This window comes from Arthrobacter sp. YD4 (assembly GCF_030410515.1).
Taxonomy (GTDB): domain Bacteria; phylum Actinomycetota; class Actinomycetes; order Actinomycetales; family Micrococcaceae; genus Arthrobacter.
The window spans coordinates 94,217-115,930 of record NZ_JAUHHD010000005.1; the positions used below are offsets into that span (position 1 = coordinate 94,217).

21 protein-coding genes are annotated in these 21,714 nt (G+C 70.7%); 5 read left to right on the top strand and 16 right to left on the bottom strand.

Features of this window, described 5'->3' with window-relative positions; genetic code table 11:
* The first annotated feature begins 121 nt into the window (after positions 1-121).
* On the top strand, positions 122-1,330 hold the full coding sequence (locus tag QWJ39_RS13420) for a pyridoxal phosphate-dependent aminotransferase (protein ID WP_290258354.1): 1,209 nt from the start codon (positions 122-124) through the stop codon (positions 1,328-1,330).
* Between the two features lie 59 nt (positions 1,331-1,389).
* Positions 1,390-1,587 (top strand): hypothetical protein, encoded by a 198-nt coding sequence (locus tag QWJ39_RS13425; RefSeq protein ID WP_290258355.1) that lies wholly within the window; start codon positions 1,390-1,392, stop codon positions 1,585-1,587.
* A 45-nt stretch (positions 1,588-1,632) separates the two neighbouring features.
* Here the strand turns inward: QWJ39_RS13425 and QWJ39_RS13430 are convergent, their stop codons facing one another.
* The 7 genes from QWJ39_RS13430 to rimP all read right to left on the bottom strand — a co-directional run bounded on the left by QWJ39_RS13430 (position 1,633) and on the right by rimP (position 8,623).
* Positions 1,633-1,980: a CU044_2847 family protein gene (locus QWJ39_RS13430; protein WP_290258356.1), complete on the bottom strand. Its 348-nt coding sequence runs from the start codon at positions 1,978-1,980 to the stop codon at positions 1,633-1,635.
* Complete coding sequence (gene trxA, locus QWJ39_RS13435) at positions 1,977-2,426, bottom strand: thioredoxin (RefSeq protein WP_290258357.1); 450 nt, start codon at positions 2,424-2,426, stop codon at positions 1,977-1,979. Before trxA ends, QWJ39_RS13430 begins: the two co-directional genes overlap by 4 nt.
* A 168-nt stretch (positions 2,427-2,594) precedes the next feature.
* The gene (gene rbfA, locus QWJ39_RS13440; RefSeq protein WP_290258358.1) at positions 2,595-3,119 is read right to left on the bottom strand and encodes a 30S ribosome-binding factor RbfA; all 525 of its coding nucleotides are present in this window, start codon (positions 3,117-3,119) and stop codon (positions 2,595-2,597) included.
* Between the two features lie 356 nt (positions 3,120-3,475).
* Positions 3,476-6,319 carry a translation initiation factor IF-2 gene (gene infB, locus QWJ39_RS13445; RefSeq protein WP_290258359.1) on the bottom strand — a complete coding sequence of 948 codons (2,844 nt, stop codon included), beginning with the start codon at positions 6,317-6,319 and terminating at the stop codon, positions 3,476-3,478.
* Positions 6,320-6,471: 152 nt separating this feature from the next.
* Complete coding sequence (locus QWJ39_RS13450; RefSeq protein ID WP_290258360.1) at positions 6,472-6,813, bottom strand: YlxR family protein; 342 nt, start codon at positions 6,811-6,813, stop codon at positions 6,472-6,474.
* A 215-nt stretch (positions 6,814-7,028) separates the two neighbouring features.
* Positions 7,029-8,009 carry a transcription termination factor NusA gene (nusA, locus tag QWJ39_RS13455; RefSeq protein ID WP_290258361.1) on the bottom strand — a complete coding sequence of 327 codons (981 nt, stop codon included), beginning with the start codon at positions 8,007-8,009 and terminating at the stop codon, positions 7,029-7,031.
* Complete coding sequence (gene rimP / locus QWJ39_RS13460) at positions 8,009-8,623, bottom strand: ribosome maturation factor RimP (protein ID WP_290258362.1); 615 nt, start codon at positions 8,621-8,623, stop codon at positions 8,009-8,011. Before rimP ends, nusA begins: the two co-directional genes overlap by 1 nt.
* A 157-nt stretch (positions 8,624-8,780) precedes the next feature.
* On the opposite strand from rimP, the gene QWJ39_RS13465 reads away from it, so the two are divergent.
* From QWJ39_RS13465 to QWJ39_RS13475, 3 genes are all read left to right on the top strand, one after another.
* On the top strand, positions 8,781-9,956 hold the full coding sequence (locus QWJ39_RS13465; RefSeq protein WP_290258363.1) for a DUF4439 domain-containing protein: 1,176 nt from the start codon (positions 8,781-8,783) through the stop codon (positions 9,954-9,956).
* 114 nt (positions 9,957-10,070) lie between these two features.
* Positions 10,071-10,802: a VIT family protein gene (locus QWJ39_RS13470; protein WP_290258364.1), complete on the top strand. Its 732-nt coding sequence runs from the start codon at positions 10,071-10,073 to the stop codon at positions 10,800-10,802.
* Positions 10,803-10,825: 23 nt separating this feature from the next.
* Positions 10,826-11,863, top strand: coding sequence for an aminoglycoside phosphotransferase family protein (locus tag QWJ39_RS13475; RefSeq protein ID WP_290258365.1), 1,038 nt, complete (start codon positions 10,826-10,828; stop codon positions 11,861-11,863).
* A 36-nt stretch (positions 11,864-11,899) separates the two neighbouring features.
* Here the strand turns inward: QWJ39_RS13475 and QWJ39_RS13480 are convergent, their stop codons facing one another.
* The 9 genes from QWJ39_RS13480 to QWJ39_RS13520 all read right to left on the bottom strand — a co-directional run bounded on the left by QWJ39_RS13480 (position 11,900) and on the right by QWJ39_RS13520 (position 21,707).
* Entirely contained in the window at positions 11,900-13,348 is a 1,449-nt protein-coding gene (locus QWJ39_RS13480) for a pyridoxal-dependent decarboxylase (protein ID WP_290258366.1), read from the bottom strand.
* A 97-nt stretch (positions 13,349-13,445) separates the two neighbouring features.
* Positions 13,446-14,240, bottom strand: a complete 795-nt coding sequence (locus QWJ39_RS13485; RefSeq protein ID WP_290258367.1) for a TSUP family transporter — start codon at positions 14,238-14,240, stop codon at positions 13,446-13,448.
* Positions 14,241-14,249: 9 nt separating this feature from the next.
* Entirely contained in the window at positions 14,250-16,061 is a 1,812-nt protein-coding gene (locus QWJ39_RS13490) for a proline--tRNA ligase (RefSeq protein ID WP_290258368.1), read from the bottom strand.
* Positions 16,062-16,551: 490 nt separating this feature from the next.
* Complete coding sequence (locus QWJ39_RS13495; protein ID WP_290258575.1) at positions 16,552-17,439, bottom strand: DUF4081 domain-containing GNAT family N-acetyltransferase; 888 nt, start codon at positions 17,437-17,439, stop codon at positions 16,552-16,554.
* On the bottom strand, positions 17,402-18,568 hold the full coding sequence (gene ispG / locus QWJ39_RS13500; RefSeq protein ID WP_290258369.1) for a flavodoxin-dependent (E)-4-hydroxy-3-methylbut-2-enyl-diphosphate synthase: 1,167 nt from the start codon (positions 18,566-18,568) through the stop codon (positions 17,402-17,404). Before ispG ends, QWJ39_RS13495 begins: the two co-directional genes overlap by 38 nt.
* A 48-nt stretch (positions 18,569-18,616) precedes the next feature.
* Entirely contained in the window at positions 18,617-18,910 is a 294-nt protein-coding gene (locus tag QWJ39_RS13505; protein WP_290258370.1) for a YciI family protein, read from the bottom strand.
* A gap of 50 nt (positions 18,911-18,960) precedes the next feature.
* Positions 18,961-19,545: a hypothetical protein gene (locus QWJ39_RS13510; protein WP_290258371.1), complete on the bottom strand. Its 585-nt coding sequence runs from the start codon at positions 19,543-19,545 to the stop codon at positions 18,961-18,963.
* Positions 19,542-20,288 (bottom strand): MarR family transcriptional regulator, encoded by a 747-nt coding sequence (locus QWJ39_RS13515; protein WP_290258373.1) that lies wholly within the window; start codon positions 20,286-20,288, stop codon positions 19,542-19,544. The genes QWJ39_RS13510 and QWJ39_RS13515 overlap by 4 nt, the downstream gene beginning before the upstream one ends.
* An 87-nt stretch (positions 20,289-20,375) precedes the next feature.
* Positions 20,376-21,707, bottom strand: coding sequence for a site-2 protease family protein (locus QWJ39_RS13520; protein WP_290258374.1), 1,332 nt, complete (start codon positions 21,705-21,707; stop codon positions 20,376-20,378).
* Positions 21,708-21,714: the final 7 nt, after the last annotated feature.

The window sequence follows — 21,714 nt, forward strand, 5'->3', positions numbered from 1 at the left end:
CGCCCGGGAGTCGGCCGTGCGCAGCACCAGCGCAGCACCAGCACAGCACCGGGAAGCCACCGGGAAGCCACAGCCGGCAGGCACCGGCCCGGTCGCCAACCCGGCGGCTAGGATGGCAACCATGCCAGAGCTAGCCGCCCATGTCCGCGATGTTCCCGTCAACCAGATCCGCGAGATCACCGAGGCCGCCTGGCACACCCCCGGCGCGATCGTGCTGAGCATCGGCGAGCCGGGCTTCGCGCTCCCCCGTCACGTCCTCGAGGCCGGCATGGCGTGCCTGGACCGGGACGAAACCAACTACACGCCCAACGCCGGGATTCCCGCGCTGCGGGAGGCATTCGCCGCCCGCTTCCGGGAGCACAACGGCGTCGACGTCGGTGCGGATCGCGTGTACGTCGTCGACGGCGCCCAGCAGGGCCTGCACTTCGCGATGAGTCTGTTGCTCTCCCCCGGCGACGAGATCCTGGTGCCCAACCCCGGCTACCCCACGTTCGCCATGACCTCCAGCCTGCTGCACGCTGTCCCGGTCCGTTACCCGCTGTACCCGGACCACGCCTTCCAGCCGCGGATCGAGGACATCGAGGAGCTGATCACTCCGCGGACCCGCGTGCTGGTGCTCAACTCCCCCTCGAACCCGCTGGGTGCCGTGCTCAGCGAGGACCTCACGCGGCGGCTGGTGGAACTGGCCCGGAAGCACGACCTGTGGATCATCTCGGACGAATGCTACGAGGCCTTCACCTACGACGTGCCGCACGTCAGCCCGGCCCGGTTCGACAGCGACGTCCCCGGCGAGGCACGCGTGTTCACGTCGCTGACGCTCTCCAAGACCTACGGGCTGACGGGCCTGCGGATCGGTGCGCTGATCTGCCCTCCCGGCCTGGAGCAGCAGATGAACAACGTCATGGAGGCGATCGTCTCCTGCGTGGCCTCCCCCTCGCAGTACGCCGCCCTGGCCGCGCTCACCGGCCCGCAAGACTACGTGTCCCACGCCCGTGCCCACTACCGGACCAACCGGGACGCCGCCTCCCAGGTCCTGGATGCGAAGGCCATCCCCTTCCTGACCGCCCAGGGTGCCTTCTACCTGTGGGCGGACATGTCCCACGTCAGCGGCGGCAACGTCCGGGCCTGGGTGCGGTGTTTCCTGGCCGAGTCGGGGGTTGCCTTCGCCCCGGGAACCGCGTTCGGTTCGATCGGCGAGGGCTGGATCCGGATCGCCCTGTGCGGCGGCACCGCGGAACTGGTCGAGGGGCTGGAGCGGCTGCCCGGCAGGGACCGGTCCGGGGACGACACGGCCCCGGAGTCCCTACCGCGGGATGCGGCCAGGCAGTAGCCTGACCCGACACGCCCCAGCCGCCGGCGGCGGGCAACGACAATTAAAACGGAGGCGGCATGTGGTGGCAGGACCTGTTGTGGGGCATCTGGAACGGGCTGACGGCCTGGATCATCCTGATCGCCCACGTCTTCGGGGCATGGAAGGAATTCCCGTTCTACAACACTGCCCGGGCCGGCAACTGGTACGACTTCGGTTTCCTGCTCGGCATGGGGTCCCCGCTGCTGGGCCGCTTGGGCGCCCGACGGCGGCGCTGACGGGGCGCGCCAGCGGTAGCGACAGGCCCGATCAGAGCACCGCGGTCAGAGCACGATCTCGTTCTCGTCCTGAACCGCCGGCGCGGCCGGTGCGGTGAAGGACAGGGTGACGACGAAGTGTCCCTCGGCGCAGTTGCGGGCGATGATCGCCCCGGCGTCGCCGGCCAATTTCACCCCGAACTGCAGTTGCAGGTGTTCCGGGGCGAGTTCGCGCATCACCTCCGCGGCGGCACGGGCGGCCGGGCGGACCGCAGCCAGGGCGTCCTCGAGCCGGCGGCCGGCCTCCAGCACGCCGATCTCGTTGCGGGCCGGGCCCTCGACGCCGAAACTGCCCTCGTCGACCTCCACCAGCACGGTCCCGGATCCCACCTCGTAGCGCAGGATCTCGGTCACCGCCGGCTCCCCTCGTTCCGGGCGGCCAGCGCCTCGTCCAGCCAGGACCGCAGCGCGGCCGCCGGGGGCGCCCCGGCCTGGCGCGCCACCACCGTACCGTCGATGATGACCAGCATGGTGGGGATGGCCTGCACGTCGAAGCGGCGGGACAGGGCCGGGGAGGTGTCCACATCGACCTTGACGAGTTTGACCCGTCCGGCCCGCTCGCGCGCCAGCCGGTCCAGCACCGGGCTGACCATGCGGCAGGGTCCGCACCAGGCGGCCCAGAAATCCACCAGCGCCGGCACCGATGACTGCTCAGCGATCGCGGCGAAGTCCGCGTCTCCGGCGGCCACGATCCAGGGCAGGTCTTGCCGGCATTTGCCGCAGCGGGGGTGGCCGGCCACGGCGGCGGGGATGCGGTTGGTGGCGCCGCAGTTCGGGCACGTCACCAGCGCCGTGGTCATGGCCTGCCGCCGTCGTTCGGGTGCCCCGGAGTCATGGTTCCATGGGACCCTCCGGGCGCCGGAGCGCCTAGGGTCCAAAGGCCCCGCGGGCGGCGGGCGGCCTGCCCCGGATACGCCTGCGGCCGGACCCGCGAACGGGTCCGGCCGGAGGTCCGGGGCGTGCCGGGACTACTTGTTGCTGTCCTCGTCGATGTCGCCGTCAGCGCGGAGGTCGTGGTTCTCCTCGTCGAAGTCGTCCTCGTCAAAGTCCTCGTCGTCGAGTTCGACGTCGTCGGGGATGTCGCTCTTGTACGGGTCAGCATCGCCGGCGTGCTTGGCGCCGGCCGCGAGGGCCGCCACCTCGGCGTCGCGCTTCTTCGCCTCGCGCAGCAGCTCCTCGAGGTTGGAGGCCACCACCGGGATCTGGTCGGCGACGAACTCCAGGGTCGGAGTCAGCCGGACGGTGATGTTGCGGCCGACTTCCTGGCGGAGCACGCCTTTGGCCTTCTCGAGGCCCTTGGCGGCGTCTGCCTGCGCCGTCTCGTCGCCGAAGACTGTGTAGTACACCGTGGCGTGCTGCAGGTCATTGGTCACCCGCGCATCGGTCACGGTCACGCCTTCGAGCCGGGGATCCTTCACCCGTCGGCCCAAGGCCTCCGCAACCACAACCTTGATCCGCTGCGCCAACTTGGCAGCCCGTGCGGGATCAGCCATTTCCACTCCTAAAAAATTTTGGATGTACAACGGCGCCGAAATGGTCGCCGTACAAGTGCCGGTTTGATGCCACGCCCTGAAGCGAGTCTACGACGGACGGGACTCTTACCCGCCGCCCTTGGAGCCGTTGTGGGGGCCCGGGAGTGGCATCCCAAGGTCGCAGCCGAGGGCCCCGATGCGAGCTTGCGAGCATTGGGAAGGCTGAGACCGCTGCCGGAGCTGGGCGGACAACGGCGTCAGACGTTGGCCGCCCAGCGCAGGGGCGGGGCCCCCACAACGGCGGAAAGGGCGGGGCCGCCGGAAAAAATCCAACGGCCCCGCACCTGTTACTGCTGGCTCGCCATCAGGCGGACACCTTAGACGCGCGGCTTCTCGCGCATCTCGAAGGTCTCGATGATGTCGCCTTCGGTGATGTCGTTGTACGAGCCAAGACCGATACCACACTCGAAGTCCGTGCGGACCTCGGTGGCGTCGTCCTTGAAGCGCTTGAGCGTCTCAACGGTGAGGTTGTCGCCGATGATCTTGCCGTCGCGGCTGATGCGGGCCTTGGCATTGCGCCGGATGATGCCGGAGCGGACGATCGAGCCTGCGATGTTGCCGAACTTGGACGAGCGGAAGACCTCGCGGACCTCGGCCGTGCCCAGCTGGACCTCTTCGTACTCCGGCTTGAGCATGCCCTTGAGGGCTGCCTCGATGTCATCGATGGCTGCGTAGATGACGGAGTAGAAACGCATGTCCACGCCTTCGCGATCTGCCAGTTCGGCAACCCGCTCGGCGGGCTTGACGTTGAAGCCGATGATGACTGCGGAGTCGACCGTTGCCAGGTTGACGTCGTTCTGCGTGATCGCACCGACACCGCGGTGGATGACGCGGAGCTGGACACCCTCGCCGACGTCGATCTTGAGCAGCGCGTCTTCGAGGGCTTCCACGGCACCGGACACGTCACCCTTGAGGATGAGGTTGAGGGTGTCGATCTTGCCATCGGCGACGGCCTGGTCGAAGTCTTCCAGGCTGATGCGCTTGCGGCGCTTGGCCAGGGCGGCGTTGCGGTCGGCGGCTTCACGCTTCTCGGCGATCTGGCGGGCGGTGCGCTCGTCAGCGGTCACGAAGAAGGTGTCACCGGCGCGCGGGACGTTGGACAGACCCAGCACCTGGACGGGGCGGGACGGGCCGGCCTCGGTCAGGGCGCTGCCGTCGTCGTCGAACATCGCACGGACGCGGCCGTGGGCCGTGCCTGCCACGATGGTGTCGCCGACGTGCAGGGTGCCGGACTGGACCAGGACGGTTGCAACCGCACCGCGGCCCTTGTCCAGGTTCGCTTCGATCGCGATACCGCGGGCGTCCTTGTTCGGGTTGGCGCGCATGTCCAGGGCTGCGTCCGCGGTGAGCAGGACGGCCTCGAGCAGCTCGTCGATGTTGAGGTTCTGGCGAGCAGAGACCTCCACGAACATGGTGTCGCCGCCGTACTCTTCCGGAACCAGGCCGTACTCGGTCAGCTGGCCGCGGACCTTGTCCGGGTTGGCGCCTTCCTTGTCGATCTTGTTCACGGCCACGACGATCGGCACGTTGGCCGCCTGGGCGTGGTTGAGGGCTTCAACGGTCTGCGGCATCACGCCGTCGTCCGCTGCGACCACCAGGATGGCGATGTCGGTGACCTTCGCACCACGGGCACGCATGGCGGTGAACGCCTCGTGGCCCGGGGTATCGATGAAGGTGATCTTCCGGTCGGTGCCCTCGTGGTTGTGGGTGACCTGGTAGGCACCGATGTGCTGGGTGATGCCGCCGTGTTCGCCCGCCATGACGTCGGACTTGCGGATGGCATCGAGCAGCCGGGTCTTACCGTGGTCGACGTGGCCCATGACGGTGACAACCGGAGGACGTGCCTCGAGTTCCTCATCGCCCTCGGCCTCAAGCTCCGCGTCGAAGTCGATGTCGAAGCCGGAGAGCAGCTCGCGCTCCTCGTCTTCCGGCGAGACGACCTGCAGCTTGTAGCCCAGCTCCTCGCCGAGCAGCGCGAAGGTCTCTTCGTCCAGGGACTGCGTGGCCGTGGCCATCTCGCCCAGGTGGAAGAGGACCGTCACCAGTGCGGCGGGGTTTGCCTCGATCTTGTCGGCGAAGTCCGTGATGGACGAGCCGCGGCGCAGGCGCACCACGGTGTTGCCGTCGCCGCGGGGTACGCTCACGCCACCCAGCGACGGAGCGCTCATCTGCTCAAGTTCCTGGCGCTTGGCGCGCTTCGACTTGCGCTGCTTGCCGCGGCCTGCGCCGCCCTTACCGAAGGCACCCTGGGTGCCACCGCGTCCGCGGCCACCCTTGCCGAAGCCGCCGCCGGCCGGGGCGCCGCCGCCACCGGGACCGCCGGTGCCGGGAGCACCCGGACGGCCCGGGCCGCGGCCGCCGCCGGGACGGCCTGCACCGGCGGGTGCGGGACGCTCGGTGCGGTTGGGCATCATGCCCGGGGTCGGACGGTTTCCGCCGGCACCCGGACGGGCGCCGGGGGCACCGGCCGGACGCGGGGCGCCCGGACGGGGACCTGCAGCACCGGCGGGGCGCGGGGCGCCCGGACGGGGTCCACCGGCACCGGCTGCGGGGCGGGGGCCGCCGGGGCGGTCGCCCTGGCTGCCACCCGGACGCGGCATCCCCTGGGACGGCGCGAACGGGTTGTTGCCCGGACGGGCGGTACGTTCGGAGTCGCCGCCACGGCCGCGGGGCATGCCCTGCGAGGTGGCGAACGGGTTGTTGCCCGGGCGGGGACCGCCGGGACGCGGCGCGGAGCCACCCTGGCGGGCCGGAGCGGCGGGCGCTTCAGCCTTGGGGGCCGGGCGTGCGCCGGGCTTGGCAGCGGTGGACGGCGCGGCGGGTGCCTCGGCGGCCGGAGCGGCAGCGGGGGCTGCCGGGGCGGGAGCCGACGGCGCCGGAGCGGCGGGGGCTGCGGGAGCTTCGGCCTTGGGCGCGGCCGGAGCCGGCGCGGGGGCCGGGCGGTTGGCGGCGGGGCTGGCCTTGGGGGCGGACGCGGGCGCTTCAGTCTTGGAAGCGGCAGGCGCGTCGGGGAAGGCGTTGCGGAGTTTCCGCACCACCGGTGCCTCAATGGTGGAAGAGGCGGAGCGAACAAATTCGCCCAGTTCCTGCAGTTTTGTCACTGCATCTTTGGAAGTAATACCGAGCTCTTTGGCGAGCTCATGTACGCGGACCTTGGCCACATTTCTCCTGTCTCGGTCCGCACCGAGCCAGGCACGAACCGTCTACTTCTTACTGCGGGCCTCCGCCGCGGGTGCAGCTGAAAGGCCCATTGCAGAGCGCAACAAAGTTGTCATCGTTGCGTACTCATCGCTGGGAACTCATCGGGTTTCCATCAGTTTTCTGACCCGCTTTCAGGTTGGACGGTTGTTGCTGCGGCCACCGGGGTGTCTGCAGCGTGCGTGCCTGCCAGGATCCGGCGTTCGACGTCGTCCGTTCCGGCGGCGCCGTTGAGGGCGCGTCCGAACGCACGGCGCTTGACCGCCAGTGCCAGGCACTTTTCGCTGGGGTGCAACCATGCACCCCTGCCTGCCATCCGGCGTCGTTCGTCGACCACGACGGCGGTTGACCCGCCGGCGCCGGCGACCAGCCGGAGCAGTTCCGACCGCGTTCCCTTCTTTCGGCACCCGATGCAGGTACGTTGCGGCTGATTCCCGAGCTGCTGAGTTTCTGCCACTGCGAGTATCTTCCTGCCGTAATCACCTGCCGGCCCGGGCACGTCCGCTGGGAAAGCCGCACGCGCCGAGGGCACAAGGATGCCGGCCCGAAGGCGCGGTCACTGTCTATTCTAGCCCTCCGGCGCCCCTGTCCCGAAACGGGCGGGGCCGGGGAAACGCCGTTCGGCCCCGGGCAGGGGCTGCGCCGGGGCCGAACTTGGGGATGCGGGAGGGACTACTTGTCCTTGTTCTCCGCGGCGTCCGAGACGATGTCGATCCGCCAGCCGGTGAGCTTGGCGGCCAGGCGGGCGTTCTGGCCCTCCTTGCCGATGGCGAGGGAGAGCTGGTAGTCCGGGACCACCACGCGGGCGGACCGGGTGGCCTCGTCCGTGATGGTGACCGAATTCACCCGCGAGGGCGAGAGCGCGCTGGCTATGAAGGTGGCCGGATCGTCGCTGTAGTCGACGATGTCGATCTTTTCCTCGTTCAGCTCGGTCATCACGGCGCGGACGCGGGAGCCCATCTCGCCGATGCAGGCACCCTTGGCGTTGACGCCCGGGATGTTGGCCTTGACCGCGATCTTGGTGCGGTGTCCGGCTTCACGGGCCAGCGCCACGATCTCCACCGAGTGGTCCGCGATTTCCGGGACCTCGAGCTCGAAGAGCTTGCGGACCAGGCCGGGGTGGGACCGGGACAGCGTGATGGACGGGCCCTTGGTGCCGCGGTGCACGTCGATGACGAAGGCGCGGAGCCGGTTGCCGTGGATGTACTTCTCGCCGGGGACCTGTTCGGGCGGCGGCAGCAGCGCCTCCACCGTGCCGAGGTTCACCTGGATCATGTGCGGGTTGTTGCCCTGCTGGATGGTGCCGGCGACGAGTTCGCCCTCGCGGCCCTTGAACTGGCCCAGGACGTTGTCGTCCTCGGCGTCGCGCAGGCGCTGGAGGATGATCTGGCGGGCGGTGCTCGCGGCGATCCGGCCGAAGCCGGCCGGGGTGTCCTCGAACTCGCCGACGGGTTCGCCGTCGTCGTCGATCTCGGTGGCCCAGATGGTCACGTGGCCGCTCTTGCGGTCCAGCTCGGCGCGGGCCTTCTCGAAGGCGCCCGGCGTCTTGTGGTAGGCGACCAGGAGGGCCTGTTCGATGGTGGGGATCAGGAGATCCAGCGGGATTTCACGCTCACGCTCCAGGAGTCTCAGCGCGCTCATGTCAATATCCATTAGGCCTCCTCGGAAGGTCCATTGTCGTTCTCCAGCGGCGCCTCTTCGAGGTGGCTGAACTCTATCTCGACTTTTCCACTGCGGATCCTGTCGAAAGGAAGCTTCACGGGGTCGCCCTGCTTGGGCTTCATCCCCTTCTTGACGGCCAGTTCGGGCACCAGCGTAACGCCGGAGCTGTCCACGGACTGGATCCGGCCGGTGACGTTGTCACCCTGGATGACGTTGACGGTGACCATCCGGCCGCGGGCGCGGTGCCAGTGCCGCTCTTCGGTGAGCGGGCGGCCGACGCCGGGCGAGGACACCTCGAGCTCGTACGGCCGGGAATCCGTGCTGGGGTCCTCGTCCAGGATGTCCGAAAGGGTCTTGGAGATCTCCGCGATCACGTCGAGGCTGACGCCGCCGGTTTCCTCCTGGGGCAGGTCGACGACGACGTGGACCACCCGGTTGGCGCCGGCAATGTGAATGGAGACATCTTCCAGGTACAGCCGGTTGGCCTGGACCGCGGGGGCGAGGAGCGCGTAGAGCCGCTCGGCCTCCAGGTTGTGTGCGGGGGCGGCGTCAGCCTTCCCCGAACCGGTCCGGCCTGTCGAAGTCGTGGCTTCTGCGTTGGTCATGATGCCGCCCGCCTCCTGCTAGATGATGTTGTGAGTACTAGCGTAGCGACAATCGCGGCCGGTGGCGCACTCCGGTTCCGGCCGCCGCACCGCCGCCGGGCCTCTCCGGACCCCCACCGCCGTGGCTCGCGTGCGGGCCGTGCCAAAATGGTCTGTTGTGAATGAGGAGACCAGCGGAGAACGACGGCGGGCCCGGCTGCCCCGCAACCTTCCCCGGCTGGCGTTGATCGTCGTCCTCGCCGTGGTGGTGCTGACTTTGGGGCTGGTGGTACGCCCCGGCAAGCCCGCGGAACCGGCTCCGCCGACCGCGTCGGAGAAGGCCCTGGCCGCCGCCCTTACCGACACCCTGGAGCTCCGTTCCGACGCGGAACGGCTCCCCGGCGCGGGGACCGCCGCGGACGTCACTGTGAGTTTCCTGACAACCCAGGCCAGGGCGCTCTGGCGGCCCGGGTCGGCCACCGCTTCGGCGTCCCCGTCTCTGGCGCCCTCCGGCGCGGCGTCCCCGTCCCCGTCCACCGCGTCCCCGTCCCCGTCCACCGCGTCGGCGTCCCCGGGCCAATCCCCCGCGTCTGCGTCCCCGTCAGCCGCGCCCGTGACGGCCGCGTCGCTCGTCACCGCACTGGACGCCAGCGGGCGGCAACGCCTGGCCGACGCCGCCGAAGCGGACCCGGGGACGGCCCGCCTGCTCGCCTCGATCGGCACCGGCCAGCTGCTGCAGGCCTCCGCGCTGGCCGCCGCGACCGGCACGCCGGACCCGGCATCGACGGGCGCCCCGGCGTTGGCCCCCGCTCCCGCCGCCCCAACCACCGATTCTGCGACCCCGCCCCCCTCGGCCTGCCCGACCGCGACGGATTCCTCCTCTGCCGCCCCCTCCGCGTCGGCGTCACCGGCGCCTGCGGACCTGGCGAACGCCCTCGCCGAGGTGATCAGCACCGAACGGGAAACCGTTTACGCCTACCAGGTGGCCCTCACGCGTCTGGACGGCCCCGGGGCCGCCGCGGCCTCCACCCGGCTGACCCGCCACGAGGACCTCGCCGCGGCCGCCGAGGCGCTGGTCCGGCAGCACTGCGCGGCCGCTCCCCCGCGCCAGGCCGGCTACGCGCTGGACCCCGCGTTCCTGGCCTCGCCGGCGGCCGGGCTACGCGGGCTGGAGGCCGGCTCGCTGGCCACCTACGCCGACCTGGTGGGCCTCAGCGACGGCAGCACCCGCCAGTGGGCCGTGTCCGGGCTGCTGGAGGCCGGCCGCCGCGCCGCCGCCTGGGGCGCCGCGCCGGAGCCGACCCCGGGCCTGTCGGTGGACCCCGCGGAACTGCCCACGCTGCCTGCACAATAGGCTGGCCGGGCGGGGAATAAGCCTGGATGTGCCACGATTCAGGGTAGGCGCGGCTTACTTTGCTTAGCCTCCGGATACTGGCAGTGGTTGCGGCCCTGATGGTTGGCTGTTCGCATGGAAACCAGCCAGGCACCCGTCCTTCAAGAAAATGAACCGCACCGCAACGACCTCGCGCACCGGCTTAACTGGCTGCGCGCCGGTGTCCTCGGTGCCAACGACGGGATCGTCTCGGTCGCCGCGATCGTGGTGGGCGTCGCGGGCGTGACCACCGACTCCGGCCCCATCCTGATCGCCGGTGCCGCCGGCGTCGTCGGAGGTGCTATCTCCATGGCCCTGGGTGAATACGTGTCCGTCAGCAGCCAAAAGGACAGCCAGGAGGCGCTGATCGAGAAGGAACGCCGTGAACTGGCCGAACAGCCCGAGGAGGAGCTCGCCGAGCTCACCGCCATCTACCAGGCGAAGGGCCTCAGCCCCGAAACCGCCGGCGCCGTGGCACGGGAACTGACAGCCCACGACGCGCTCGGCGCGCACCTCGCGGCCGAACTGAACATCGACGAGACCGACATCGTCAGCCCCTGGCACGCGGCCCTCGCGTCCGCCATCGCCTTCCTGGCAGGTGCCATCCTGCCGATGCTGGCGATCCTGCTGCCGCCGGAGAACATCCGCGTGCCGCTCACCTTCGCCGCGGTGCTGGTCGCCCTGGCCGCCACGGGTGCCGTTGGCGCCTGGATCGGCGGTGGCTCCAAGGGCAAGGCCGCGATCCGCGTGGTGATCGGCGGCGCCGCGGCGCTGCTGGCGACCTTCCTGATCGGCAACTGGCTGGGCGCGAGCGGCTTCGCCGGCTGAATCGCCGACACTACGCTGGGACGGTGACTTCGCCCAGCCCCGTCCCGATCCCCGCCGCCCTCACCCGCAGATACTCCCGGACCGCCGAGGGCCGCGCCTGGCTGGCGTCCCTACCGGGCGTGATCGCGGACGCCCTTGAGGCGTTTTCGCTGGTCCTTGACCTGGCGCCCGGCGCGGAACCGTGGAGCGGGCACTGCGCCGTGGTCGTCCCGGTGCGGCTGAACGACGGCGCGCCCGGTGTACTGAAGGCCGCCTACCCGCACGAGGAATACCGGACCGAACATCTCGCCCTCGGGCTCTGGGAGGGCCGGGGCGCGGTCCGGCTGATCGCCGCCGACCCGGAGGCGGGCGTGCTGGTGCTGGAGCGGCTGGAGGCTACCCGTTCGCTGCAGGAGGTGCCCCTGGCGGCGGCCACCGCGGTGTGGGGCGGCCTGGTCCGCCGGCTTTCGATCACCCCGGACGGCCGACCTGCGTGGCGCGGCTTCGAACAGGTCGCTGCCGTGGCCGAGCGGTGGAGCGACGAGTTTCCCGAGCGCTGGGAGGCCTTGGGCCGGCCCTTCCCCCGCTGGCTCCTGGAGGCCGCCCTGGAGGTCTGCCAGACCAGGGGCGTGGTGGGCCGGCGCTCCGGCGTCGACGTCCTGGTCCACGCCGACCTGCACTTCCTGAACATCCTGGCCCGTCCCGGGACAGCGGCCGGGTCAGGGCATCCGGACGATTACCGTGCCATCGACCCGCACCCGCTGGTGGGTGAGGCGGAGTTCGCGGTGGCGCCGCTGCTCTGGAACCGGCTGGCCGAATTGTCCGCCGCCGGTCCGGCCGCGGCGCTGCTGGAGCGCTGCCAGGAGTTCAGCGCCGCCGCGGGCCTCGACGGCGACGTCGCCCGGCAATGGGCCCTGGCGCGGGAAGTCGAGAATGCGCTCTGGTACACGGAGGAACGGAACGACGGCGGCCCGATGCGCTCGCTCTGGGTCGCCAGCACCCTCGCCGGGCGGACCCTCGACGGGCTGCCCATGCCCGCCGACCTGCAGGTCCCGGGCGCCTCCGGCCCCTCCCGCGGCTAGGCAACAACGACGAGGTTGCCTAGCCAGGCGTCCGCGCTAGGTGCCCGCCTGCTCAGTCGCCTGCTCACCGGCGTCCCGGACCGCGGCAAGCGCGTCCCGGACCGCCGCCACAGCTGTGGCCACGTCGCCGTCGTCGGTGCTCCAGTTGCTCACCGAGATCCGCAGGATGTCCCTGCCCCGCCAGCGCGAACCGGACATCCAGACCCGGCCGTCGGCGATGATCCGGTCCGTTACCGCCCGGGTGGTGGCGTCATCACCGAAGGCCAGGGAGACCTGAGTGTAGACGACGTCGTTGAGCACCTCGACGCCCTCGAGCGCGGCCAGCGCCTCGGCCAGTTGGCGGGCACGGAGCACCAGCCCGCGGACCTGCCCGGCGACGCCGTCGCGGCCGAGGGACTTCAGCGCAGCCCAGACCGGCACGCCGCGGGCCCGCCGGGACAGCTCCGGCACGGTCTCGAACGGATCGGCGGCCCCGTCGGCGGCCTGGATGAGGTAGCTGGTGTGCAGGCCCATCGCCGCCCGGAGCGCGGTGACGTCCCGGACCACCGCGATCCCGCAGTCGTAGGGCACGTTGAGGGTCTTGTGCGCATCGGTCCCCCAGGAGTCTGCCCTGTCCAGCCCGTCGGTCAGGGCGGCCAGTTCCGGCACGGCGGCGGCCCAGAGACCGAAGGCCCCGTCCACGTGCACCCACGCGCCGTGGGACTTGGCGACGGCGATGGCCTCCCGGAACGGGTCGAAGGCACCCGAATGCAGGTTGCCGGCCTGCAGGCAGACCAGCAGCGGCACGGATCTGGTACCCGGACCACCCTCGGCAACCGCCGCCCCGAGGGCGCGGTCCAGGGCCGCCGGGTCGATCCGGCCCTCCGCGTCCGCCGGCACGGCGGTGGGCCGGCCGAGCCCGAGGTAGCGGAGCCCCAGGTCAATGGTGTCGTGGCGCTCGGCACCCGCGAAGCAGCGGATCCGCGGCGCGCCGGAGAGGCCGTCGGCGTCGGAGTCCCAACCGGCGTCCTGCAGCAGGCGCCAGCGCGCGGCGGCCAGGCCGGTGAAGTTGGCCATGGTGGCGCCGGTGGCGAACCCCACCCCCGACTCCTGGGGCAGGCCCAGCAGCTCGAGCAGCCACCGGCCCGCGGCCTCCTCGATGGCGGCGGTGGCGGGGGTGGCGAAACGGAGCCCGGCGTTCTGGTCCCAGGCGCTGACCAGCCAGTCCGCGGCCAGGGCGGCGGGCAGCGTCCCGCCGATCACCCAGCCGAAGAACCGGCCGGAGGGCATGGCCATCAGCCCGGGTTCGGCCTTTTCCGCGAGGTAGTCCACCACCTCGACAGCGGGGGTGCCGCCGGACGGGAGCGGGCCGCCGAAGTCGGCCGCGAGTTCGGCGGCGCTCCGGGCGGGGCCGATGGGACGGGACTGCTGGCTCTCCAGCCACCGCCGGGCGTGCCCGGCCGCGGCGGCCAGGGCGTCGCGGTAGCGCTCACCGGGTGCTGACATAGCTGCATGCTACGCCCGGCCCCGCCACCGCGGCAGGGCCCTGCGGTCCCCGGGAGCCCGGCGCCCGGAGCCCGGCACGGAGCCCTTAGCCGAAGTCTCAGCCGAGGGTGTCGTGCCAGACGTCGGAGCCGAGCTTGATGATCAGCACGCCCACCACCACCAGGAACACGATCCGGATGAACTTGCTGCCCCGGCTGACGGCGGTCCGGGCACCGAGGTAGCCGCCGGCCATGTTGGCCCCGCCGAGGACCAGACCCAGGCCCCAGAGCAGGGAGCCGTGCGGCAGGAAGAACAGCAGGGCTCCGGCGTTGGTGGCCATGTTGACGATTTTGGCCTTGGCGCTGGCCTCGAGGAAGGCGTAGCCCATGGCGGACACCAGCGCGATGATCAGGAAAGACCCCGTTCCGGGGCCGATCATGCCGTCGTAGAACCCGATGACGCCGCCGATCAGGCAGGCGATGACGTAGTGGCGGTGCCCGTTGTGGCGCAGCTTGGTCAGCTCGCCAACGTTGGGCCGCAGCGCCGTAAACAGGGCCACGGCCACCAGCGCGGCTACGATGATCGGTTTGAAGACGCTCGCCGGCAGGGTGGCGGCCAGGATCGCCCCGCCGAAGCTGCCGGCCAGGGCGATCACCGCCATGGGGATGGCGGTGCGCAGGTCCGGCCGCACCCGGCGGTAGTAGGTCACCGCGCTGGTGGTGGTGCCGAAGATGGAGCCCATCTTGTTGGTCGCCAGCGCCTGCACCGGGCTGATGCCCGGCACCAGGAGCATGACCGGCAGCTGGATCAGTCCCCCGCCGCCGACGACGGCGTCGATCCAGCCGGCGGCGAATCCGGCAACCACCACCAGGATCAGGGTGGTGAGCTGGATTGATTCAAGACCCGAAAGCATCCCCGGGGGTCAGTCGTTGCGGACGGCGTTGACCACGTGGTCGACGGCCCGGTCCACGGCGATGTTCTCGGCGTTGCCGCTGCGGCGGTCCTTGATCTCGACGACGCCGTCCACCAGGCCGCGGCCGACGGCCAGGATGGTGGGCACGCCGACGAGTTCGGCGTCGCCGAACTTGACGCCCGGGGAGACCTTGGGACGGTCGTCGTAGATGACCTCGAGGCCGGCGGCCTCCAGTTCGAGCGCGAGCTTCTCGGCGGCGGCGAAGATCTCCTCGCCGCGTCCGACGGCGACGACGTGCACGTCGGCCGGGGCGACGGCGCGGGGCCAGACCAGGCCCTTCTCGTCATGGTTCGATTCGGCCAGGGCCGCCACCGCGCGGGTGACGCCCACGCCGTAGGAGCCCATGGTCACCACGACCTGCTTGCCGTTCTGGTCCAGGACCTTGAGGTCCAGGGCCTCGGCGTACTTGCGGCCGAGCTGGAAGATGTGGCCCATTTCGATGCCGCGGGCGGTTTCCAGCGGGCCGGAGCCGTCCGGGGCGGGGTCGCCGGCGCGGACTTCGGTGGCCTCGATGACGCCGTCCCAGCCGAAGTCGCGTCCGGCCACCAGGCCGAAGACGTGCTTGCCGGCCTCGTTGGCGCCGGTGATCCAGGCGGAGCCGCTGACGACGCGGGGGTCCACCAGGTAGAGCAGCTTTGACGCGCCCTCAGAGCCGAGCAGCGGGGCGTCCAGGGACATGCCCGGGCCGATGTAGCCCTTGACCAGCAGCGGCTGCTTCTTGAGGTCTTCCTCGTTGGCGGCCTCGAGGGTGATCTCACCGGCGATCGGCAGGAAGGTCCCGATGGTGGCCTCGACGCGCTTGAGGTCCACGCCGCGGTCGCCGGGGACGCCGATGACGACGAGCTGGCGCTCACCGGTGGGCAGGGTGACGGCGAGCACGACGTTCTTCAGCGTGTCCGCGGCGGTCCAGGCGCCGCCGTCGGCTTCGCTGCGGGGCGACAGGGCGTTGGCGGCCGCCACGAGGGTGTCGATGGTGGGGGTGTCCGGGGTGTCGCGCACCTCGGCGGCGGGGGCGTTGGTGAAGTCGATCTCCGCGGGGACCACGGTGGTGACGGCCTCGACGTTGGCCGCGTAGCCACCGGCGGACCGGACGAACGTGTCCTCGCCGATCTCGGTGGGGTGCAGGAATTCCTCGCTCTTGGACCCGCCCATGGCGCCGGCCGTCGCGGTGACCGGGACGACCTCGAGGCCGAGGCGCTCGAAGATCTTCAGGTAGGCGCTGCGGTGCGCGGCGTAGCTGGCGTCCAGGCCGGCGTCGTCGACGTCGAAGGAGTAGGAATCCTTCATGATGAACTCGCGGCCGCGGAGCAGGCCCGCCCGGGGGCGTGCCTCGTCGCGGTACTTGTTCTGGATCTGGTAGATACTCAGCGGCAGGTCCTTGTACGAGGAGTACAGGTCCTTGACCAGCAGGGTGAACATTTCCTCGTGCGTGGGGGCCAGCAGGTAGTCGTTGCCCTTGCGGTCCTTGAGCCGGAAGATTCCCTCGCCGTACTCGGTCCAGCGGTTGGTCGCCTCGTAGGGCTCCTTCGGCAGCAGCGCCGGGAAGTGGACCTCCTGGGCGCCGATCGCCGTCATCTCCTCGCGGATGATCTGCTCCACCCGGCGCAGCACGCTCAGGCCCAGCGGCAGCCAGGTGTAGATGCCGGGGGCCGCGCGGCGGATGTAACCGGCCCGGACCAGCAGCCGGTGGCTGGCCACCTCGGCGTCGGCGGGGTCTTCACGCAGGGTGCGCAGGAACAGCTGGGAGAGTCGAAGGACCACTGGAGGGGTATCCGTTTCTGAGAAATGCGGGGCCTCCGGGGAGGCACGAAATGTCCAGCTACCAATCTACCGCCTCACCGCGGGGCGGGTTCCCGGACGACGCGGGTTCCCGGGGCAGGTTCCCGGACGACGCGGGTCCCCGGGGCGGCAGGCGTCAGGGAATGGGAAGGGCCGCGCCCCGGCGTGGAAGCCCCTGGCCGTTTCCGGCTGGTCATCCGTCGTGGCGCGGCCCCGCGACCCCAGTGCCGCTTTTATCAAGGCTGTTAACCCTGGCTCGAGCCTGCCCTTCCGGGCGGCTGCGGGGCCAGTTGGTGGTTTCCCCCTGAGACCGCTCGCGCCTTCTCGGCGCGGCTAGCTAGAACCTATGTGATCCCCGTCGCCAAAACAAGAGTGTGCCCTTATATTTCTGTCACAAGTCGGTGACATGACGTGTCTCGGGCGGGGTGGACGGCACCGTCCTAGAAGAGCGCGGTTTTAGAAGAGCACGGACTTAGAAAAGCACCGTCGCGAAGCTGCCGGCCTGTTCGAAGCCCACCCGTTCGTAGCTGGCCCGGGCACGGACGTTGAAGTCGTTGACGTAGAGGCTGGTCACCGGCGCGAGCCGCTGGGCCAGGAGCACGACGGCGGCCATGTACCCGGCGCTGAGGCCCAGACCGCGGTGGGTGGGGTTCATCCAGACGCCCTGGACCTGCGTGACGGCGGATGTGACGGCGCCGAGTTCGGCCTTGAAGATGACCTCGCCGTCGGGCCCGAGGTGGACCATGGAGTGCCCGGCCCGGATCAGCCCCTTGACCCGCCGGCTGTAGAACTCGCGGCCGCCGAGGTAGGGCGAGTAGCCCACCTCCTCCTCGAACATCGCGGCGCAGGCGGGGAGGATGCGGTCGAAGTCGGCCATCTGCCCGAAGCCCAACGCCGGGTTGGGCCCGATCAGCGGCGTGCCGCTGATGGTCATGAGCGGCTGGTCCGCCCTGATCTCCTGGGCCGTGTGCCCCAGGTCCTCCATGGCCGCGTGCAGCGCCAGTACGGCCTCGGCGGGGCCGAAGATGGAGGCGTAGCGGCGACCGGCCCGGTGTGCCGCGGCCGCGACGAGGGGCGCGAGGTCGGTGTCCAGTTCGACCGGCACCAGGTTGGCCCCGGCCCAGCACGCCGAGACGAGGGTCCCGCCGTCGAACACGCCGAGGATGCTGGCGCCGCCGGCGGTTGGCGCGGCGGTGCCGGCGGATTCGAGGTGGGACAGGATGAAGACGTTCGCGACGGGGTCGCGCCGCGCGAGATCGCGGAGGGTGCCGGTGTCGCCGGCGCCGAGGAGGCGGACGGCGGCACCGGCCTGGGTACCGTCCTTACGAAACGCTAACCACGGGGCCACCCTTGACAGCATCTTCGCCATCGGCTTCCCCCATCTCTTCGGCGAGGCGCATAGCCTCTTCGATCAGTGTTTCGACGATCTGGTTCTCGGGGACGGTTTTGATGACCTCGCCCTTGACGAAGATCTGGCCCTTGCCGTTGCCGGACGCCACGCCGAGGTCAGCCTCGCGGGCCTCGCCGGGTCCGTTCACCACGCAGCCCATGACGGCCACTCGCAGCGGCACCTCCATGCCCTCCAGGCCGGCGGTGACTTCCTCGGCGAGGGTGTAGACATCCACCTGGGCGCGTCCGCAGGACGGGCAGGAGACGATCTCGAGCTTGCGGGGGCGCAGGTTCAGCGACTGCAGGATCTGGTTGCCCACCTTGACCTCCTCCACCGGCGGGGCGGAGAGGGACACGCGGATGGTGTCGCCGATACCGCGGGAGAGCAGCGCGCCGAAGGCGGTGGCGGACTTGATGGTCCCCTGGAAGGCGGGGCCGGCCTCGGTCACGCCGAGGTGCAGGGGCCAGTCACCCTTTTCCGCGAGCATCTCGTAGGCGGCCACCATGACGACGGGGTCGTTGTGCTTGACCGAGATCTTGAAGTCGTGGAAGCCGTGCTCCTCGAACAGCGAGGCTTCCCAGACGGCGGACTCGACGAGCGCCTCCGGGGTGGCCTTGCCGTACTTCTTCATGATGCCGGGCTCCAGCGAGCCGGCGTTGACGCCGATCCGGATGGAGGTGCCGTGGTCCTTGGCGGCGCGGGCGATTTCCTTGACCTGGTCATCGAACTTGCGGATGTTGCCGGGGTTGACCCGGACCGCTGCGCAGCCGGCCTCGATCGCGGCGAAGACGTACTTCGGCTGGAAGTGGATGTCCGCGATCACCGGGATCTGCGACTTCTTCGCGATGATGGGCAGCGCCTCCGCGTCGTCGGCGGAGGGGCAGGCCACGCGGACGATGTCACAGCCGGAGGCGGTGAGTTCGGCGATCTGCTGCAGGGTGGCGTTGATGTCCGTGGTCGGCGTGGTCGTCATGGACTGCACGCTGATCGGGAAGTCGGAGCCGACGCCGACCGAGCCGACCTTGATCTGGCGGGTTTTCCGGCGCGGGGCAAGAACGGGGGGCGGTGCCGACGGCATTCCGAGGCTGACCGAGGTCACGGGGACTCCTCTGGGATCGAAGCGTAGTGCGAAGGGTGGGCGGGCCGCTTAGGCGGAGTGGCCGGCCAGCAGGCCGGTCACCGGCGCCCAGGCCGTGGTGCGGATACCGGAGATGGCGCTGGCGGCGGCGAACGGGTCCTGCTTGAGCAGCTCGCTCAGGGCCTGCTCGTCGGCTGCCTTGAGGATCAGCAACGCGCCGGCGCCGTCGGAGTACGGGCCACTGGCCAGCAGGGTGCCGTCCTCGGCCAGGCCGGCGGTCCATTCCCGGTGGGCGGGGCGGGCGGCGGCGCGGGATTCGGCGGACTCGGCGTCGTAAACGTACTCAACAGCAAAAACAGTCATACCGCTACCCTATCCCCCAGTCCGCCGGGTTCCCATCCATCGGCCCGGTTTCAGGCCTGCAGCAGAACCCTCGCCAGCGCGGCCACGCCGGCGGCCCACAGCATCGAGGTGAGGGTGCCGATGATGAACCTCTCGGCCGCGACCGGGGTTTCCTTCAGTTCGGCGAACCGGCCCAGGCCCTTGATGGCGACCACATAGGCGATGGCCACGGGCTGCCCGGCCAGGATGGCGAGGGCGACGGCGAGGCGTTCCAGCACGCCGATGATCGCCCCGCCGCGCAGGATGCGGGTGCCGACGGCGACCGCCGGGACGGGCGCGGGGGTTGGGGTGCCGGGGGCTGGGGTCTCGGGGGTTGGAGTCTCAGTGCTTGGTGCGGCCGGGACTGCCGGGGTTCCGGCGGCCGTGGTTGCCGCCCCGTCCGTGGGATCGTCGCTCCAGCCGGGACCGGCGTCGGCGTCGCTCCAGCCGGGACCGCCGTCGGCGTCGCTGCCCGTGGTGCCGTCAACCGCGTCGGCCGACTGCCCGGCGTCGGCCCTGTCGTCGATGGTGCGGGCCAGGCGGAAGACCAGGGCGGTAACCGGCCAGCCGGCAAAGCCCGCAATCAGCAGCGCCAGTGTGATCCAGAGGGCGTTCACCGGTCTCCTTCGCTCGGGGTGCGCGCGGCGTGGCCGTCCGCGCCCGCGGTCTGGCCGTCGGCCAGGGCCAGCAGCATTTCTGCCGCGGGCCGTGCCGCCCATTCTTCCTGCCAGCCGGAGCGAAGCAGGGCACGGCTCACCGACTGCTCCGTGATTCCCAGCGCGGCGGCGGCGGCCTTCTGGCTGCCGTGGGTGCCTGAGCGCCCGTCGCGGACGTCACGGAGCGCGTCCACCACCTTCCATTGGGCCGCGGTCCGGTCCTGGACCAGGCGGCCGATCAGCCGCAGGACCGCCTCGGCATTGGCAGCCTCCCGCTCTCCCGGCGGCGCGGCCGGTGTCCCGGCGGCGCCGTCTCCGGAGCCGGCCGGACGGGAGGCCGCCCCGCGGCGCGGGGTCCCCGCGGTGCCGGCTTCGACGGCGAGGGGGACATGCCCGGCGGCCTTGGCCCGCTCCACCGCGAGCCGGGCCGCCACGAACGCCGGCCCGGAGCCCTCACGGGGGCTGGCAGGCAGCGGCTGGTCCACGGCCCCGACGCCGATTCCGACATACCAGTGGCCGTCGCGAAGGACGTGCAGGGCGGTGTCCACCACCTCGGCCGGCGACTGCAGCACCCCCTGCAGCTCGTCGCCGACGGAGCGTTCGAAGGTGGCTCCGGGAACCAGCCGGGCCAGCGCCGCCAGCAGCCCGGGAACCCGGTCCACATCGGTGCTGCTGCCGCGCTGGTCAATCGTCAGGACGTACATACCGCAACCCTAGGCGGCTGATTCAGAAAGATCAACCATCTAAAGCTGATTATCAAAAATCAGCTCAAACTGGCTTAGCAGCGGGAATCAGCCGAAAAGATTCACCGGTTTGACAATGTCGGCGTAGATCAGCAGCGCGGACATGCCCATCAGCAGCGCCGCCACCACGTAGGTCACCGGCAACATCTTGGCGATGTCGAACGCCCCCGGATCCGGCCGGCCGAAGAGCTTGGCGATCCGGCGCCGGAAACCCTCGTACAGCGCGCCCGCCACGTGGCCGCCGTCGAGCGGCAGCAGCGGGACGAGGTTGAAGACGGCCAGGGCGAAGTTCAGCCCGGCGAGCAGGCCCACCAGGGTGGCGAGCCGGCTCTGCAGCGGCACCTGTTCCATGGCGGCGACCTCGCCGGCCACCCGGCCGACGCCCACCACGCTGATCGGGCCGTTGGGGTCCCGCGGCTCCGAACTGAAGGCCGCCTGCGCCACGCCCACGACGCGGGCCGGGAGGTTCAGGACGACGCCGGCGATCTGCTTGATGTTCTCCCCCGCCATCGGGAGCACCGCCGAGGCCGGCTGCTGCACCAGCGCCGACTGCGGGCCGATGCCGAGGAAGCCGACGTCCTGGTAGCGGAGCTTGCCGTCCGCGTCCTTGGCCTGGCGTCCGTCGGCGCCGACCACCGGGCGGGAGGAGAGCACCGGGGTCACCGTGGTGGTGACGGGGGCGCCGTCGCGCTGGACCGTGACGCTCACGGTCTTGCCGGCCGAGGCCCGGATCCAGCCGGTGAGCTCGTCCCAGTTGGTGACCTGCCTGCCGTCGAAGGAGGTGATTGTGTCGCCCGGTTTCAGCCCGGCAGCGGCCGCGGGGGTGAGCTTGCAGTCCTGCGAGTTCGGGTCCACGGTCTCCCCGGCCTTGACCTGGCACTTGGAGACGTCGGCGATGGTGGTGGTGGAGCCCGCCACGCCGAAGCCCATCAGCAGCACGGCCGTCAGCACGAGGCCGATCAGCAGGTTCATGGCCGGGCCGCCGAGCATGATGATGATCTTCTTCCAGACCGGCAGCCGGTAGAACACCCGGTCCCGGTCTTCGGGGCCGATCTCCTCGTGCGCCAGCGACCGCGCGTCGGCGGCCAGGGACTGGAACATGCCGGTGCTGGAGGCCCGGACGGTGCCGTCCTCCGGGTTGGGCGGGTACATGCCGATCATCGAGACGAAGCCGCCGAGCGGGATGGCCTTGACGCCGTACTCGGTCTCGCCGCGGCGCCGCGACCAGAGGGTCGGGCCGAAGCCGATCATGTATTTGGTGACGCGGACCTTGAACAGCTTGGCCGGCACCAGGTGGCCCACCTCGTGCAGGGCGATGGACACGGCGATGCCGATCACGACAAAGACGACGCCGAGGATGAAGAGGAGAACGGGGCTCATGCTGGGT